The 17,310-nt window shown below is 46.0% G+C and carries 17 protein-coding genes and 1 pseudogene; 8 read left to right on the top strand and 10 right to left on the bottom strand.

All coding sequences use genetic code 11. The features are described from left to right. Positions 1-373: 373 nt before the first annotated feature. A complete protein-coding gene (locus EKG39_RS20575) occupies positions 374-937 on the top strand; it encodes a gamma carbonic anhydrase family protein (protein ID WP_126507880.1) in 564 nt (187 codons plus the stop codon). A gap of 35 nt (positions 938-972) precedes the next feature. Here EKG39_RS20575 and EKG39_RS20570 read toward each other — a convergent pair whose 3' ends face one another. Further along, positions 973-1,251, bottom strand: a complete 279-nt coding sequence (locus EKG39_RS20570) for a DUF1488 family protein (RefSeq protein ID WP_126507879.1) — start codon at positions 1,249-1,251, stop codon at positions 973-975. Positions 1,252-1,265: 14 nt separating this feature from the next. Continuing rightward, the gene (gene aroE / locus EKG39_RS20565) at positions 1,266-2,081 is read right to left on the bottom strand and encodes a shikimate dehydrogenase (RefSeq protein WP_126507878.1); all 816 of its coding nucleotides are present in this window, start codon (positions 2,079-2,081) and stop codon (positions 1,266-1,268) included. A gap of 157 nt (positions 2,082-2,238) precedes the next feature. Here aroE and EKG39_RS20560 point away from each other — a divergent pair, with 157 nt between their 5' ends. Continuing rightward, positions 2,239-2,688 carry a group II truncated hemoglobin gene (locus EKG39_RS20560; protein ID WP_126507877.1) on the top strand — a complete coding sequence of 150 codons (450 nt, stop codon included), beginning with the start codon at positions 2,239-2,241 and terminating at the stop codon, positions 2,686-2,688. 129 nt (positions 2,689-2,817) lie between these two features. Here the strand turns inward: EKG39_RS20560 and EKG39_RS20555 are convergent. From EKG39_RS20555 to EKG39_RS20530, 4 genes and pseudogenes are all read right to left on the bottom strand, one after another. Beyond that, positions 2,818-2,937: pseudogene (locus tag EKG39_RS20555) on the bottom strand (oxygen-dependent coproporphyrinogen oxidase); the annotation flags it as partial. Positions 2,938-3,323: 386 nt separating this feature from the next. After that, the gene (gene hemF / locus EKG39_RS20540; RefSeq protein ID WP_126507875.1) at positions 3,324-4,244 is read right to left on the bottom strand and encodes an oxygen-dependent coproporphyrinogen oxidase; all 921 of its coding nucleotides are present in this window, start codon (positions 4,242-4,244) and stop codon (positions 3,324-3,326) included. 33 nt (positions 4,245-4,277) lie between these two features. Beyond that, positions 4,278-4,835 carry an L-threonylcarbamoyladenylate synthase type 1 TsaC gene (gene tsaC, locus EKG39_RS20535; protein WP_126507874.1) on the bottom strand — a complete coding sequence of 186 codons (558 nt, stop codon included), beginning with the start codon at positions 4,833-4,835 and terminating at the stop codon, positions 4,278-4,280. A 97-nt stretch (positions 4,836-4,932) separates the two neighbouring features. After that, positions 4,933-5,496, bottom strand: coding sequence for a DNA topoisomerase family protein (locus EKG39_RS20530; protein WP_126507873.1), 564 nt, complete (start codon positions 5,494-5,496; stop codon positions 4,933-4,935). Positions 5,497-5,630: 134 nt separating this feature from the next. On the opposite strand from EKG39_RS20530, the gene EKG39_RS20525 reads away from it, so the two are divergent. After that, entirely contained in the window at positions 5,631-7,403 is a 1,773-nt protein-coding gene (locus tag EKG39_RS20525; protein WP_126507872.1) for a collagenase, read from the top strand. 419 nt (positions 7,404-7,822) lie between these two features. On the opposite strand, the gene EKG39_RS20520 is transcribed toward EKG39_RS20525, so the two are convergent. The 3 genes from EKG39_RS20520 to EKG39_RS20510 are packed head-to-tail and all read right to left on the bottom strand — an operon-like array spanning position 7,823 to position 10,555. Continuing rightward, a complete protein-coding gene (locus EKG39_RS20520; RefSeq protein WP_126507871.1) occupies positions 7,823-8,296 on the bottom strand; it encodes a DUF494 family protein in 474 nt (157 codons plus the stop codon). A 2-nt stretch (positions 8,297-8,298) separates the two neighbouring features. Further along, positions 8,299-9,405 (bottom strand): DNA-processing protein DprA, encoded by a 1,107-nt coding sequence (gene dprA, locus EKG39_RS20515; protein ID WP_484385939.1) that lies wholly within the window; start codon positions 9,403-9,405, stop codon positions 8,299-8,301. A gap of 46 nt (positions 9,406-9,451) precedes the next feature. After that, complete coding sequence (locus EKG39_RS20510; protein WP_126507870.1) at positions 9,452-10,555, bottom strand: LysM peptidoglycan-binding domain-containing protein; 1,104 nt, start codon at positions 10,553-10,555, stop codon at positions 9,452-9,454. A 125-nt stretch (positions 10,556-10,680) separates the two neighbouring features. On the opposite strand from EKG39_RS20510, the gene def reads away from it, so the two are divergent. Genes def through EKG39_RS20485 form a run of 5 tightly spaced genes read left to right on the top strand, consistent with a single transcriptional unit; the run spans position 10,681 to position 16,376 of the window. Next, entirely contained in the window at positions 10,681-11,193 is a 513-nt protein-coding gene (gene def, locus EKG39_RS20505; RefSeq protein ID WP_126507869.1) for a peptide deformylase, read from the top strand. Positions 11,194-11,200: 7 nt separating this feature from the next. Further along, positions 11,201-12,190 (top strand): methionyl-tRNA formyltransferase, encoded by a 990-nt coding sequence (gene fmt / locus EKG39_RS20500; protein WP_126507868.1) that lies wholly within the window; start codon positions 11,201-11,203, stop codon positions 12,188-12,190. Between the two features lies 1 nt (position 12,191). Beyond that, positions 12,192-13,472 carry a 16S rRNA (cytosine(967)-C(5))-methyltransferase RsmB gene (rsmB, locus tag EKG39_RS20495; RefSeq protein ID WP_126507867.1) on the top strand — a complete coding sequence of 427 codons (1,281 nt, stop codon included), beginning with the start codon at positions 12,192-12,194 and terminating at the stop codon, positions 13,470-13,472. A gap of 9 nt (positions 13,473-13,481) precedes the next feature. Further along, positions 13,482-14,891, top strand: a complete 1,410-nt coding sequence (trkA, locus tag EKG39_RS20490) for a Trk system potassium transporter TrkA (protein ID WP_126507866.1) — start codon at positions 13,482-13,484, stop codon at positions 14,889-14,891. Positions 14,892-14,933: 42 nt separating this feature from the next. Continuing rightward, on the top strand, positions 14,934-16,376 hold the full coding sequence (locus EKG39_RS20485) for a TrkH family potassium uptake protein (protein WP_126507865.1): 1,443 nt from the start codon (positions 14,934-14,936) through the stop codon (positions 16,374-16,376). 311 nt (positions 16,377-16,687) lie between these two features. Here EKG39_RS20485 and hemG read toward each other — a convergent pair whose 3' ends face one another. Further along, positions 16,688-17,227: a menaquinone-dependent protoporphyrinogen IX dehydrogenase gene (hemG, locus tag EKG39_RS20480; RefSeq protein WP_126507864.1), complete on the bottom strand. Its 540-nt coding sequence runs from the start codon at positions 17,225-17,227 to the stop codon at positions 16,688-16,690. Positions 17,228-17,310: the final 83 nt, after the last annotated feature.

The following is a 17,310-nucleotide window of genomic DNA, read 5'->3' as shown; positions in this document are numbered from 1 at the left end:
CCTGTGAGTGTCCACACAGATTTCTTGTTTTGAATTGTTAAAGAGCGTTAGCATCAATCTTTCAGATGCTGCCGTTAGACGCTAGGTCGTTGGCTTGAGGAGGCGTATTCTACACTTCCAGCTATTGGCGTCAAGTGCTTTTAAAAATTAAATTTATAAGCGTTTACTTGTTGCCCTGACTGCGTTTCCGCTTCCGTTTAAGAAGACTGGTTTGCCGTGTCAGTGGGTGCGCATTATAGGGAGATCCAGAAAGAGCGCAAGGGCTTTTCTTGAGAAAAGTGTTGTTTTCCTGCCGTTTGTCGATAAAACACCCTGACTAGCCACTTTTTAAGCTTTATAATGCCGAAAACCGCTATTTTAAGGACTTTTATTAATGACCATCTCGAATAACACCCAGTCATTACGCTCTTATAAAGGAGTTACTCCTGAACTTAAGGATAATGTGTATATAGATGAAGCTTGCGTACTGGTTGGGGACATAACCCTCGATGATGATGCAAGCATTTGGCCCTTGGTAGCCGCTCGCGGCGATGTTAATCATATTAGAATTGGTAAACGGTCCAATGTTCAGGATGGTAGCGTTTTACATGTTACCCGTAAGTCCACTGCCAAACCTGACGGTAACCCTTTGCTTATTGGTGATGATGTTACTATCGGCCATAAAGCGATGCTGCATGGTTGCACTGTTGGTAACCGCATATTAGTCGGTATGGGCGCAATCATTCTTGATGGTGCGATACTGGAAGATGATGTAATTTTGGGTGCGGGCTCTTTAGTTCCCCCAGGCAAGATATTAAAGAGCGGCCACTTATATGTAGGTAGCCCTGCGAAACAGGTTCGTGAATTAACCGACGCAGAGTTAGCCTTCTTGCCTCAGTCTGCCGATAATTATGTCAGGCTTAAGAATGAATATTTGCAAGAGGTCCAAGAGTGCTAGTCACCACTCTTTGACTGGAGCTTATTAATAGGAGCTTACTTTACAACAAGTCGGCCCAGCTCATCGAATGACTCGCGTTCGATGAGCGTTTCAACCTCTTCTTCAATATCGAATCTATATTCTTCAAATATGGTTAACGCTTTCTCTTTGATACCGCTGTCGGTACTTTTTAAGAGCGTTAATGCTATTTCGGATAACTTAGCTAACCCTATACGACATTCAATATTCGCACCTTGTACTTGTGCCGGAAAGACGACTGATTGCGTTTGTTCATCCCAATCCTGCAGATCAGGAAACAGAATATTCTGATTCATATTACCTCTTCTTTTTAAAGCAAGGTTCTAAGTTCGACTAATACCGGTTCTACATTAGGCTTAACCTTGCGCCAAATAGCAAAACTTTGGGCAGCTTGACCAACCAGCATACCTAAACCATCTAAAGTCAGCTTTGCACCGTGTCCTTCTGCCCAAATATTAAAAGATGTAGGTTCTTTTCCATACATCATATCGTAGCAAACGGTACTCGTACCTATAACTTGAGTCGACAAGTTAGGCACCTCTCCGCTTAAACTGGAAGAGGTCGAGTTAATAATGATGTCATAGCTTTGATTATCATGTTCCATCGGCAAAGAGCACACATCACCATAACGACTGAAACACTCAGCGAGTCGCTCTGCTTTACTCTGTGTACGATTTACAATCGTCAACTTACAAATGCCGGATTGAAGTAGCGGTAGGACACTTCCTCTGGCAGCCCCACCAGCACCCACCAGTAAAACAGATAAACCATTCAGTTCGCCTATATGTCTTTTCAAATCCGCCACTAACCCCAAACCATCGGTGTTATCCCCACGTACACCACCGTTAGGCAATAAGGTTAAGGTATTTACAGCTCCGGCCAGCCGAGCCTGCTCACTCAATTCATCACACAAATCAAAAGCTTGCTCTTTAAAAGGCACAGTGACATTGGCCCCTTTACCATTTACTTTCCAGAACTCATTCAAGCAGGAGGCAAACTCATCGACTGGGGCAAGTATTGCCTCATACTCCAGAGTTTGTTCCGTTTCTTGCGCAAATAGGCCATGGATCAGCGGAGATTTACTGTGGGCAATCGGGTTGCCGAAAACGGCGTATTTATCAGTCATGACTGGTCTCAAATATAGAAGGGCTTTGCAACTGTTTCACTAGTCTACTCAGACTATGCTCAGGTGCAATTGATTACTCTTCATATTCTTGGCATTTTTTGATTGCCAAGCTTGATATAATCACAGCAACATCTGTCCTATCGTTATTAAATCGATTATGAATTGGTTCAAAAAACTCTTCCAAAGAAAATCTGGCTCATCGGAAGATATCAGTAACTCAAGAAACACCAGACAATCCAACGCTTACGATCTCATTGGCGGGGAGCCTGTTATACGCGCTTTGGCACATCAATTTTATCTGCAGATGCAGGAGCAAGGGCGTGCCAGTGAATTACTATCGATTCATCAGGCACCAATTGAAGAATCCGAACAGAAGTTATTTGAATTCCTAAGTGGTTGGCTAGGCGGCCCGGGATTATTTGAGCAGAAGTATGGCCACCCGGCTTTGCGAGCACGTCACATGCCATTTAAGATCGATATGGAGATGCGGGACCAATGGTTATTTTGTATGAAGCAAGCCATTGAGATTGAGATTAAAGAGGAGGAACATCAAACTGCAATATTTCAGGCAATAAGTACTCTAGCCGACAACATGCGTAACCAATAAACCTAGTAATATGCTAATTAGTTAGTCTTGAAGGACAATCTCAACTGAATATAGGGCATAGACATCAACATCGTTTTAGTAACGACCTGATGCCCGTGCGTATAAAGTGCCTTATTTATCTAAGCCTAATCAATCTCTCGGTTTCAAGAAATCGGTGTAGAGTTTAGCTTCCGCAGAACCAGCTTCCGGCGTATAGGCATACTGCCAGCGAACAAGAGTCTGGATATAGGGCATAGACATCAACATCGTTCTGATAACGTTCTGAGCCCATGCCTATAAAATGCTTTATTTATCTAAACCCAACCAGTCTCTCGGCTTCAAAAAGTCGGTATAAAGAAGTGCTTCAGCTGAGTTAGCCTCGGGGGTATAAGCATACTGCCAGCGAACAAGAGTCTGGATATAGGGCATAGACATCAACATCGTTTTGGTAACGACCTGATGCCCGTGCGTATAAAATGCTTTATTTATCTAAGCCCAACCAATCTCTCGGCTTCAAAAAGTCGGTATAAAGAAGAGCTTCAGCTGAGTTAGCCTCGGGGGTATAAGCATACTGCCAGCGAACAAGAGTCTGGATATAGGGCATAGACATCAACATCGTTTTGGTAACGACCTGATGCCCGTGCGTATAAAATGCTTTACTTATCTAAACCCAACCAGTCTCTCGGTTTCAAAAAATCGGTATAAAGAAGTGCTTCAGCTGAGTTAGCCTCGGGGGTATAAGCATACTGCCAGCGAACAAGCGGCGGCATAGACATCAATATAGACTCGGTTCGGCCACCGGTTTGCAAGCCAAACAAGGTTCCTCTATCGTAGACCAGATTAAACTCAACATAACGTCCACGACGGTATAGTTGGAACTCCCGCTCTTTCTCGCCATATTCGGTATCTTTACGGCGCTCGACAATTGGAGCGTATGAGGTTAAGAAACCATTACCGACAGCTTGCATAAACTCGAAGCTTTTTTCAAAACCGTCTTGATTGAGATCGTCGAAGAACAAACCGCCCACACCACGAGTTTCATTTCGATGGGGTAAGAAGAAGTATTCATCACACCACTTCTTATATTTAGGATAAACAGATTCACCAAATGGCAGGCATAAGTTATAGGCATTCTGGTGCCATTCGATCACATCCTCCTCAAAAGGATAATAGGGAGTAAGGTCGAAACCACCGCCAAACCACCAAACCGGGTCGGCTCCCTCTTTTTGAGCGATAAAAAAGCGAACATTGGCATGAGTTGTAGGAATAAATGGATTCTTTGGGTGAATAACTAAAGAAACTCCCATAGCCTCAAAGCTACGCCCTGCAAGTTCTGGCCTGTGAGCCGTTGCCGATGCCGGCATTGCGGCACCGGTAACATGAGAAAAGTTTACACCTGCTTGCTCGAATACTTTGCCATTGGTTAATACACGGCTTGTACCACCGCCTCCTTCTTCACGCTTCCAGGAATCTGCCTCAAACACCCCTTCTCCATCTAACTGCTCCAAACCTTCACAAATTCGCTGTTGAAGATCGAGTAAAAACGCCTTTACTGCACTGGTGTCTGGCACAGACATAATGATTCCTTTTTATTATTTATTTTCGATTGTCTAACGTAACACTTTGCCACTGATCGCATCGACGATTGTTGATGGTTTTCGCTCAGCTCCAAGAGAGCCAGCTATCAGGGCATCGATCTCACCATCAAATTTAGCAATAACCTCTTCACTGCTCATAGCCGGAGGGTCGCCGGCATGATTAGCACTAGTCGAAACCAATGGTTTACCAAGCTTCTGACAGACAGCTTGAATAGTTGGATGGGAAGACACTCTAACTGCAAGCGAGTTAAAACTGCCACATAGCAAATTTGAGATCCCGGGCTTAATCGGCATGATAAAGGTAAATGGTCCAGGCCACTTACCAAATACCTTATTTAACTGCTCATTGTTTAGCTTTGATTCATCAATATAGGGGAGTAGTTGCTGATAATCACTGGCAACCAAGATAAGCCCTTTCTGCCAGGGGCGCTTCTTTAATGCAAGCAATCTACCTATTGCGACATCATTATCAGGATCACAGCCTAAGCCATAGACAGCCTCGGTAGGGTAAGCGACGACACCGCCCTGTTCGATAATCTCCTGAACCTCGTCTGGAGCCTGTTGCAGCATAACAAAACCTTAAAAAACTTATTTACCCAAGCGGCTTTAATACCACTAACTCGATAAATGGAATTATACAGAGTTCCCTAATACTAACAATCACACCCTATAAAGGGCGCTTATACTTACATTGCTTTTTCGGACACTCTAAACGTGCCCCTGCCGCTCCCTTACGTTCGACCAGGATACCAAAACCGCAATCAGGACAGGTTTCATGCACAGGTGGGTAATTAACCAGAAACTTGCACTTAGGGTAACCACTGCATGCATAAAAGCTTTTACCAAAACGATTGGTTCTGTGCTCAATATGGCCTTTAGTACAGATAGGACAAGGTATCTCTTCCTCCCCCACCTCTTGGTCTTGTTTCTCAATATGTTTGCATTCAGGATATTGAGTACAACCGATGAAAATGCCAAATCGTCCGGACTTTACTGCCAGCTCGTGTCCACACTCCGGACATTGAGACCCCTCAATCACCTGAGTTTCTATCGACTCGTGCTGCACCAGTGGCCGGGTATAATCACAGGTCGGGTAGTTATTACAACCGATGAAACCACCATGTTTACTATTTTTTACCGATAGTTCACAGCCACACTTAGGACAAAGCTCAAACTCTTTCTCGAGTGCATGTTCATGGGAGCTAAATAGCTGTTGATCGATTTTAGACATGGTTATCTCACTTACAGAAGGTGTTCATATTTTATCAAGCTATGACAATGCAGGGAAATGGCAATTTCTACTAATTAACCTTGGCTATATGATATTATCGCCGGTATATTGTATGCAAAAATAAAGGAGTCATTATGTTTCGCCGTTTTCTTATTGCTATCACACTTCTCTCACCCGCACTCATGACACTAAGTGGGTGTAGCAGCCACCCTAACTTAATAGTAGACCAGGCGCTCATCAGCCAGATTAATCAGGCCAATACAGATTCATTTTTTGATGCCAGTAACCCGCAGTTAAACAAAAACTCATTTGAACAGGTAGCTCTCGCCTTAGCGACCACGAGCGATCGACAGCAAGCCGATAACCTGCTTTATTATCTACGCGCGTTTAGCTATTTTGGGCCCATCGATGAGCTTGATGAAACCAGCATTGAGGCACTCACCTTTGGTCTTAAACAACTCGCCAATAATGAGTTACTGAGTCTTTCTTCTCGTCTACAGGAACAATATGCAGTGACCCTGTATCGTTACTACGCTAACAGCGAACGGACAGCACAACTGGCTAAGCTCTTACCTCAACTCGACTCGCAACTATCTTCACTCGGACTGAGCGATTCCAATACAGAAAATGATTACGCCCTGTGGGAAACGCTTAGAGCCTACGGTCTACTATTAAATACCGCCAGAAAAGAAGCGGATGGAGATCTTAACAAGTTATTGGTAAAACAGGATTTGGCTCGTCCTCTACTGGAGTTTGCAGCATCACCGACAAGCATAAGGTCCGGTAATGACTGGCCTAAAGCAAATGCTTACTGGGCTTTAGGGCTGTACCGTTTAGCACTGCCGGCAAGTGAGAGTGATGAGCCTACAGCTGCAGAGCAGAGGGTCGATGACGAAGTTGCCGACATAGCTAAGCAAGACATTAAGTTACGCGGAGCAAAAGCAAAAGATACCTATACCTTAGGCTATCACGTCAACGCTTTTGCGGGTAAAGAGGCGTGTCAGGAAAGCAGTGAGATCTGCCGTATACTCAAATTAGAAGATATTCTGCCTATCAAGCATTCATGCTCTGACAGTCTGTTCATTCTGGCACAAGACTTAAATGAGCAAGAGCTGGCGACGAGCTGCAGTAAACTAACCTCACAAGAGAGTCACTTTCATCAAATTCTGGAAACCCAATATCAGCCTACTGCCAATGATTTCAACAATGCACTACGTGTTGTTGCATTTAGAAACTGGAGCCAGTACAACGCATACGGACAACTGCTTTTCGACATAGATACTGATAATGGCGGCATGTATATCGAAGGCACTCCATCTAAGCCAGGCAATCAGGCGACATTCTTTGCTTACCGACAGTTCTGGATAGAACCCGAATTTGCTATCTGGAATTTAAACCATGAGTACGTACATTACCTCGACGGACATTTCGTCAAATATGGTGGGTTCGGACACTTCCCGGAAAAAATGGTGTGGTGGTCAGAAGGCTTAGCCGAATACATATCCAAGGGCAACGACAATCCAGATACGCTAAAAGTGATTAAGCAGGATATTGATAAGGCACCCAGCCTCGAAGAGGTTTTTGCCACTGAGTATAAAGACGGCCAAGACAGAACATATAAATGGAGTTATATGGCGGTGCGTTTTCTGGTTGAGAATCACCATTCAGATTTCGTTCAATTGAGTCATTTTTTAAAAACGGATTACTTTGAAGGTTATGATAAATTGATGGCCAAGCTCACCGATCATCAGGCTGAATTTTCAGATTGGCTAAATATGCAGGTACAACAGTTTGATGATAGCGAAGAGAAAGCAAAGCCCAGGCTCAATAAGCAAAACAGATATAGCTATCGGGATTACTTAAAGCCTGAGCACCTCAAGCAAGACAGACAACACCTGCATTATTAATCTTCCTGAATGCTACAGAAATAAATATTGCGGACATAAGTGTTCTGAATGCCACGGTCTTAAGCGTTCCTGGCGCTTTAAAGACATTTCCCATCTGACCCACACGGACGTGGGAAATGCCTGAGTGATATCAGGAATATCACAGACCCTATGGGTCAATGGAGGAAATGCCAATGCTTTTTGAGCAAAACAGGGGGAACATTAATGGTCAGACACAACTCCTCCAATGCTATCTGACCTCCAAGGAAGGAGGAAATGTGCTACAGATGTAGGGAACATCTGGCACCCTGCGTTCGGGGATAATTTTATAGACAAGAAGTCCATGTACAAAGTCAATTTGTTTCCATCCATGGCAAATAGACATAAGTGTTCCAGACACAAAAAGGAGGCGTTATGCCTCCTTCTTATTTCAAGCGAAGTTAAGAGTGTAATCGTCCATCTGGCTGTTCAAAGATCAGATCTTCCATCTGTTCATAAGCAGACTCATTTCCAGGAGCATTAAATAGCACCATTAAAACAACCCACTTAAGATCTTCCAAAATAAGGGCTGGCTCATCCAGTTCCATGACCCGATCTATCACCATTTCGCGAGTTTCTACACTGAGCACTTTAATCTGCTCCAGAAAAAGTAGAAAACCACGACATTCGACATCAAGCTTATCCATCTCTTTCTGAGTATAAATCCGGAAAGAGTGTTGGGCGTGATCACAAAGGTAAGGTGTATCACCCTCTTGCAACTCGGCTAAGTTTTCAAGCCAAGATAATGCCTTAATAATTTCGGACTGATGAAAACCAGCACGGGTGAGCTCCTGAGTGAGCTCATCTTCATCCACTAAGAATTCTACTTCGCTGTGAACATAGTTTTCAAATAGATACATGAGGATATCAAACATGACTAGCTCCTCCTTAGTCTTACATAACCACCGGGTACTACAGCGACCCAACCTTGTAGCTCAAGTTCAAGCAACTGCTCTAATACTAACTCTATGGCTTTTCCACTATGCTCAACCACCACATCAATTGGAGTGGTCTCATAACCAACACTAGCTAACAGTGAGGTAAATGGCAAATTTGAAGTGTTCTCCCCCCCTATATGGTGACTACTTTTCAGTTCTTCAAGGTGAAAATCACATAAAGCTGACACTTCTTCTATTATATCGGCCACATTCTCGACAAGTTTTGCTCCATCTCGCAATAGATCATGGCAACCCTGGCTCTGCCCACCCAAAATATTCCCCGGAACCGCAAACACCTCTCTTCCCTGCTCCAACGCCAATCGAGCTGTGATTAATGAACCACTTTTCCGACAGGCCTCAACAACCAAGGTACCTAATGATAGACCGCTGATAATCCTGTTTCGTTTCGGAAAATTTCCGGCATAGGGTCTGACATCCGGCCAAAATTCACTTATAACAGCCCCATGATATTGAATTTTCTCATATAGCTTCTTATGTCGACGAGGGTAAATAACTTCAACCCCGGTTCCCAATACCGCTATGGTTTTGCCACTATTATCAATACATGCCTGATGCGCTGCGCCATCGACTCCCGCCGCCATTCCACTGGAAACAGAAAAGCCAAGGGACCCGAGTTCACCCGCGAGCTGGTAAGCCGATTGTAAGCCCGCACTCGTTGCAGCGCGGCTGCCAACAACGGCAATACTCGGTATAAGGAGCGTGTCGGGCTCACCCTTTATAAACAATATCGATGGAGGATCGGATATCTGTTTCAACAAGTTCGGATAATGGGGGTCATCTAAGGTAACGATATGGTGATGTGATGACCTTTGCAGCCAGTCTAACGCCGAATCGACAAGAGAAAAATCGGGGGCAAGCTCACGCTTGAGCAGACTCTCCGGTAGAGGTAAAGCATCTTTCTCATGCTCCAATCTCTGCCTAAGTTCCTCTACATCCATGTAGTTGAGCAATTGTTGAATCCGGGCTGGTCCTAGCCCGGATACTGCACTAACAACCAGCCAATCGACCAGCTTTTCAGTAATCATTCACCTCGCAAGCGATTTTAACCGCTGAATTACAGATAGAAAAAAACTATTCACTCGCCAATAGAGAGCGTGGTTGTATAAGCTTGTCGTCAACCCGCACCGGCTTCTCATTTACCATGATCAAAGCCAGGCTGGTTTTCTCGAATACCTTGAATACCATAAGCTTTCCACGATAGATATCCGGCATTTTCACAGCGTTATCGGATGAGATTCCGGTTAATAAACTTTCATAGGTGCTGCGATCCTGAGGTAGTACAGGTTGGCCATCGCCGTTGATAACGATATCAACACCCTCTCTGAAGATAGAGAACACATGCCCTGTTTCCACACCATCCTCATTACCCTTATCTATGTAGACAACATCCAGCTTACCCATCTCTCGGTTCTTCTTATCGGAAGCGATCACCGATGCAGGTACTTTCAGATTGGCGGCTCTGGGCATGAAATAAGCGGAGAGCAGGGAGTCCTCTTCGATAGGTAAGACCCGATACCCGGCTTTCGTTTCACGAAAATTACTCAGTAATCTGACTTTAGAAATAGGCCCGGACTCGATGACTCGACCTGTGGCGGTCAGTATCACCTCTTGTCCTAAGAGCTCACCCTCTTCCTTACTGACAAATTCACGGCCTTGAGAGTACACGCCAAATTTGTCACCTAAGGTGAGTTCATCTTGAACATAGATGATATCGTCAAGGATATGATACTTAGACTGACTTTCTCCGCCCATCACCATGGGCTGCTCATCAAACCAATCACCGTCGACAACTCTGTTTTGAACTAAGAAAGGCCGGATCAGGGAAAGGTCAACCGCAGGTATAGCCCCATTTTTTGGCATTATCCGACCTTCAGGGCTTTTGCGAATATGCGGCTTAACCACTAATCTTGGTTCACCGTCGATAAATACTAAAGTGAGTCGGTCACCCGGATAGATTAAATGTGGGTTAGCTATTTGAGGGTTTGCCCCCCAGAGTTTAGGCCAGCGCCAGGGATCATTTAAAAAATGTGCAGAGATGTCCCAGAGGGTGTCTCCCTTCTTTACAACATACGAATCAGGGTGTCCGGACTTTAATGTCAAAGTATCCGCGAAAACGAACGAGCAACTTATTATCATTAAAGCGAGTAAAATTAGTCGTTTCATGGGGTTTTCCATGCTGTTTGCTCTTTTAATAGAGCTTTTGCTGTTATTGAATGCCGCTAAGGATTAAAATTAAGCCATTAACTAAAGTCAGTATAACCAACTGATAATGATTTGACAGACTTGTTAAGAGTTTATGTATGAGTTTATTAAAAGTTTTACGTTTTCCCGATGAGAGATTACGCACGATTGCGAAGCCTGTAGCAGAGTTTAACGCTGACCTGCAGGTTCAAATCGATAATATGTTCGAAACCATGTATGAAGAGAAGGGAATCGGACTGGCCGCAACGCAAGTCGATTTTCATCAACAATTGATCATCATGGATCTACAAGATGATGTAGAGAGACCCACGGTCTTTATCAATATGGAGATAATTGCCCGTGATGGCAGTTGTACCAATGAAGAGGGCTGCCTTTCTGTGCCTGGTATTTATGCCAACGTAGATCGCGCCGAGTCGGTAACGATTAAGGCTTTCGATCGTGACGGTGTTGAGTTCACCTTAGATGCAGATGGGCTGTTTGCGATATGTCTGCAACACGAATTAGACCACCTTAACGGTAAGTTATTTGTGGATTACCTGTCGCCATTAAAGCGCCAGAGAATCAAACAGAAACTGGAAAAAGCAGCCAGGCTCGAAGCCAAACAAGGATAACCCGTACTTGAAACCATTAAACATTATTTTTGCTGGTACTCCAGATTTTGCGGCTCGCCATCTGCAAGCGCTAATCGATTCGCAACACAATATTATCGGTGTTTATTCACAACCGGACAGACCGGCCGGACGCGGAAAGAAGCTCCAGGCAAGCCCGGTAAAAAGCCTGGCCGTTGAGCATAACATTCCTGTCTTTCAGCCGAAGTCGCTTCGGGATGAACAGGCTCAAGCCGAGCTGGCCAGCCTGAATGCCGATATCATGGTTGTGGTCGCCTACGGGCTTATCTTGCCAAAAATCGTGCTCGACACTCCTAAACTGGGTTGTATCAATGTACACGGTTCAATATTACCCCGCTGGCGCGGTGCGGCGCCGATCCAGCGTGCACTCTGGGCTGGAGACACCGAAACGGGTGTCACCATCATGCAGATGGATATTGGTCTGGATACCGGTGACATGCTATTGAAGACCCGGTTACCGATTGAAGATAATGATACTTCGGCGAGCCTCTATGAAAAGTTAGCCGAGCAAGGACCTGATGCCCTCATTGAGGCCCTTAGCGGGTTAGCTAAAGGTGAGTTAGCGGCAGAGAAACAAGATGAAAGCCTGGCTAACTACGCAGAAAAGCTCAGCAAAGAGGAAGCTGAACTTGACTGGAACAAATCGGCGCTCGAACTATGGCGTGAAATCCGAGCCTTTAATCCATGGCCTGTCAGCCACTTTACCCACCAGGATGCGAGCATCAAAGTGAGAGAGTCAGTGGTCAGCGACATCAGCACTGATGCACCTGCAGGCACTATTATATCGGCGGGTAAACAGGGTATTGATATTGCGACGGGTGATGGTGTGTTAACCCTGCTTAATATGCAACTGCCGGGCAAGAAACCATTGAGCGTCGCCGATATTTTGAATTCTCGTGGGGAGTGGTTTACTCCTGGTACCTTCTTAAATAATAAAAAGCTAGATGGCAAAACGCTAACGGCAAAAGAGGCTGAGTAACATGAATTTGCGAGCATTAGCGGCCAAGGTCGTATTTCAGGTGCTGGAGAAGGGAATTTCGCTATCCGTAGCCCTACCCGATCAGCAGAAACACCTTGAAAGTGGTAAAGATAAGGCTCTACTGGCAGAGCTCTGCTATGGCGTCATGCGTCAACTGCCTCAGCTTGATAAACTGGTCAGTGACTGCATGAGCAAGCCACTAAAAGGCAAGCAAAGGATCCTTCATCAGCTGTTGCTCGTCGGCTGCTATCAACTATATTTCACCCGCATTCCGAGCCATGCAGCCATTTCGGAAACAGCCGAAGCCTGCCGACAGCTCAAATTTGATGGCCTGGTAAAAGTTGTCAACGGTGTACTGCGCAATATTCAGCGTCAAGAGAAGCCACTTCCTACCGACAACGAAACCTTAGCTCTCAATACTCCAGCCTGGATAATCAAGCGCCTCAAAGCGGCCTATCCGGAAAACTGGAAAGAGATCGTTGAGCAAAGCCACCAGCGACCACCTATGTGGCTACGCAACAATAAACTGTCGCAAACCCGAGATGAGTACCTGGCCTCGCTTGCCGAAATTGAGGTCGAAGCTTCGGCAGGAAAAAGTAGCGATGCTATCTTACTCGAGAGCCCTAAAGATGTAATGCAACTTCCCGGCTTTGAGCTCGGAGCAGCCTCAGTTCAGGACGGAGCAGCTCAATGGGCAGCAACGTTACTAGCCCCTATCGATGGAGAGCTAGTCCTCGATGCCTGCGCGGCACCTGGCGGTAAGACTTGTCACCTGTTAGAACAAGCCCCCAATATTGAATTAGTCGCCGTCGATTTTGATGCCAACCGCCTCGAACGAGTCCAGCAAAACCTTGACCGCCTGTCGCTCAACGCAAAGCTGATCCATGGCGACGCAGCCGATATCGATTCATGGTGGCAAGGAGATAAGTTTGATCGCATCTTACTCGATGCTCCCTGCTCGGCAACGGGTGTTATCCGTCGTCATCCGGATATCAAATGGCTAAGAAAGCAAGCCGATATCGAAGAGCTGGCCTCACTGCAGAGTAAAATATTGGACCACTGCTGGCAGTGGCTCAAGCCCGGCGGCACACTGCTCTACGCGACTTGCTCCATTCTTCCCCAGGAAAACGAGCAGCAGATCCGTGCCTTCCTGGAAAGAGCCGATGATGCGACTCTCGTTCCAATCGATGAACAAAACCACCCTGATGATATCGGCTGGCAAATTACACCGGGATTAGAGAATATGGATGGATTTTACTACGCACGCCTGGTAAAGGGATAAAGCAACGCCATGAAGATTATCATTTTAGGTGCAGGTCAGGTTGGTGGCACACTAGCCGAAAACTTAGTCGGCGAGAATAATGACATCACTATCGTCGATAACGATAGGAGTCGATTACGCTCGCTGCAGGACAAGTATGATCTGCGGGTTGTTTTCGGTCATGGCGCTCATCCCAATGTCTTAAAAGAGGCTGGTGCCGAAGATGCCGATATGCTGATTGCCGTCACCAACAGTGATGAATGCAACATGTCGGCCTGTCAGATGGCGTATTCGCTATTCGGTACACCGACAAAGATTGCCAGGATCCGCTCCGAGCAATATCTTGCCCTAAGGGATAAGTTGTTTATCAACACCGAAACCAAACAAAATGATAATAGCCCTCGTGGCGGTTTTATTATTGATGAGCTAATCGCACCTGAACAGCTGGTTACTGCGTATATTCGCAGACTGGTCGAGTACCCCGGAGCCCTGCAGGTTCTCGAGTTTGCCGAGGGCCGATTAAGTCTGGTTGCAGTTCGTGCCTATTATGGTGGCCCCCTCGTCGGTAATGCATTGGCAGCCCTCCGTGAACATATGCCGAATATTGATACCCGGGTAGCCGCCATCTTCAGACAGGGGCGTCCCATCATGCCTCGAGGCACCACGATTATTGAAGCCGATGATGAAGTTTTCTTCGTTGCCGATAGCCGTCATGTTCGCGCAGTAATGAGTGAGATGCAGAAGCTGGATAACTCCTATCGAAATATTATGATAGCGGGCGGCGGTAATATCGGTTTTGGGCTCGCTCAGCAGTTACAGCGCAATCACTCAGTAAAATTGGTTGAGCATAGACAAGAGCGCGCCGAAGAGTTGTCTGAAAAACTCGAAAACACCACCGTATTTTGTGGCGATGCCTCAGATCAAGAGCTGCTTATCGAAGAGCATATCGATCAAACTGATGTCTTTATTGCGGTAACCAATGACGATGAAGCCAATATCATGGCAGCCTTGCTGGCTAAGCGTATGGGCGCCAAGAAGGTAATGGTACTTATCCAGCGTGAAGCGTATGTGGATATCGTTCAGGAAGCGAATATCGATATCGCCATCTCTCCACAGCAAGCGACCATCTCGGCCCTGCTCACACATATTCGTCAGGGTGATATCTGTAATGTGTACTCACTCAGGCGCGGCGCGGCCGAAGCCATCGAAGCTATCGCTCATGGCGACTCAAAAACCTCTAAAGTTGTCGGTAAACAGATAGGTAATATCAAGTTACCCCCAGGCACGACCATCGGTGCTATCGTCCGTGATGAAGAGGTATTGATGGCTCATGATAAGACCGTCATAGAGCAAGGCGATCACGTCATTCTCTTCCTGGTAAACAAGAAGTTTATCGGCGAAGTCGAAAAGCTGTTCCAACCCAGTGCTTTCTTCTTCTAGAACCCTATCGTCAACAGGCGTTTTTCAAAGGTTTGAGTCGTTATGCTGAATCTTCGACCTCTGCTGTTTATTTTGGGCATATTTCTGTCGACCCTGACTGTATTTATGTTTATCCCGCTGTTCTTTGCCCTGTTTTATGGCGAAGAAACGGTGGGGGCCTTTATGATAGCTTCACTGTTCACCGGGACATGTGCCAGTGCCTGTATGCATCAGGGCCGTGGTCATCAACTCCACCTCAACATCCGTGATATGTTTCTGCTGACCAGCTTAACCTGGTTAATCGTTAGCTTTTTTGCAGCAATGCCATTCACCCTCTACCACGGTATTAACTATACCGATGCTTTTTTTGAAACCATGTCCGGCATCACGACAACCGGCTCGACCGTCTTGTCAGGCTTGGACAAGATGGATCACAGCATCTTAATCTGGCGCTCATTGCTCCAATGGATGGGCGGCATAGGTTTTATCGTGATGGCCGTAGCGGTGCTTCCCTTCCTCAATGTCGGTGGTATGAGACTGTTCAGAACAGAGTCATCAGACTGGAGTGATAAGGCGATCCCCCGCACTCAAGATATGGCAAAGCACCTTTTCTATATCTACATATTCTTGACCATTTGCTGCGGCCTCGCCTACCACTGGGCAGGTATGAGCTGGTTTGAAGCTATCAATCACTCGATGACAACACTGTCGACGGGGGGTTACTCTACCTCCGACAGCTCTATGGCTGCCTTTTCCAATCAGGCGCACTGGGTTGGCACTCTCTTTATGGCCGCAGGAGGCTTGCCATTACTGTTATTCGTCAACTGTATTCAGCACAGATCTCTTTGGGTTTGGAATGATGCCCAGGTAAAAGGGTTTCTGTTATTTATATCGACGGTCTCTATCGGATTGGCCTTCTGGTTATGGATGGGTCATGAGATGACGCCAGTCGATGCCCTGCGCCTCGCCAGCTTTAATGTCGTATCCGTGGTAACAACCACAGGTTATGGACTCACCGATTACACCGCTTGGGGGGCACTTGCCAATGTCGCCTTCCTGTTTTTGATGTTTGCCGGCAGTTGCTCAGGCTCGACATCTGGCGGTATCAAGATTTTCCGCTTCCAGATAGCTATCGCAATTATGCGCGAGCAACTCAAGCAGCAGTTCCACCCCAACGGCGTGTTTAAAGAGAGATATAACAACCGGGTGATAAGCGAAGATATTGTCCGCTCGCTGGTCACCTTCGTATTGCTATTTTTGTTGGTTATCGTCGTACTGTCAGTCATCCTGGTGATGACCGGGCTCGATCCCACCACCAGTTTTACCGGCGCAGTAACGGCGGTAACAAATGTTGGTCCCGGGCTTGGGCACACCATCGGACCGGCAGGTAATTTCTCCACCCTGCCTGATGTGGCCAAGTGGGCACTGGCAATCGGCATGCTATTGGGTCGATTGGAGATCCTGACGGTAGCTGTGCTGTTTCACCCAGGCTTTTGGAAATACTAGCGGAAATATTAGTTCGAAGTATTTGGGTCGACTTTGCTTAGTTTCATTTGGCTGGTTTTGTATTTGATCGTTTTATGGGAAACCATAACCTCAATGTGATCTATAGCGTGCGGCTCGTGACGTGCAGGGATGCACAAATGTCGTGGTGGAAGGATGCCAATAAACTACCTGAATGTGCAGATACTTATCTGCACATTTCTCGCCGGAGGCGGTAAGTAAGACCCTAAAGCAAATCACTTAACACCAACAACTCACAGAGAAAATGTAATCGGCCTTCATTCGAAGGCTAACTATCAATACAAAGCTGAATCTTAATCAGCCAGACTAACAATATGGTCAGCGTAGACCTTAACGTCATCCCAATCTGTGTAATCGATAACGGTTTTAGGATCCGTTGGGCCATCGGTCATCTTCATGATCAACTGAATCGCCAATCTGTCCCACCAACGCCAAGATGGGTAATCAACCTTACCCGCAATCACTTTGACATCTTTCGGTTTCCAGGGAGATAGCTCGATAAACTTCTGCAAGTATTTATTATTTTCAGGTACGCGCTTTTCAGGCTTACGGGCGACGACGTTAACACTGTAAAAACTGCTCGGCTTCTCGCTTAAGGCGGCTTGATGTTTAGTGGTAAACTCGAAGACACTCTTATCGTAAGTGCCGTACATGACACAAGCCCCCAAGGCGACACTGTCATACTTGGACCAGTCCAGCCCCTCTTTCACCGCTTCACTGATATGCATAACTGCACATTTATTGCCGCCACTCTCAATATGCTCAGCAATGGCGCGGCTGATCTTAGCGGTATGTCCGCCTCGAGAGTAATAAAGTACTAGAACTGATTTCATCGATATACCCGGTTAATATTCTGATATCTACACCTATTGTTACAGTAAGTCCGTTAATAAACAGGATAATTGATCACAAATTA

The sequence above is a fragment of the Shewanella atlantica genome (assembly GCF_003966265.1).
GTDB classification, from domain to species: Bacteria; Pseudomonadota; Gammaproteobacteria; order Enterobacterales; family Shewanellaceae; genus Shewanella; species Shewanella atlantica.
This window is presented reverse-complemented; position numbering and strand designations above follow the sequence as displayed.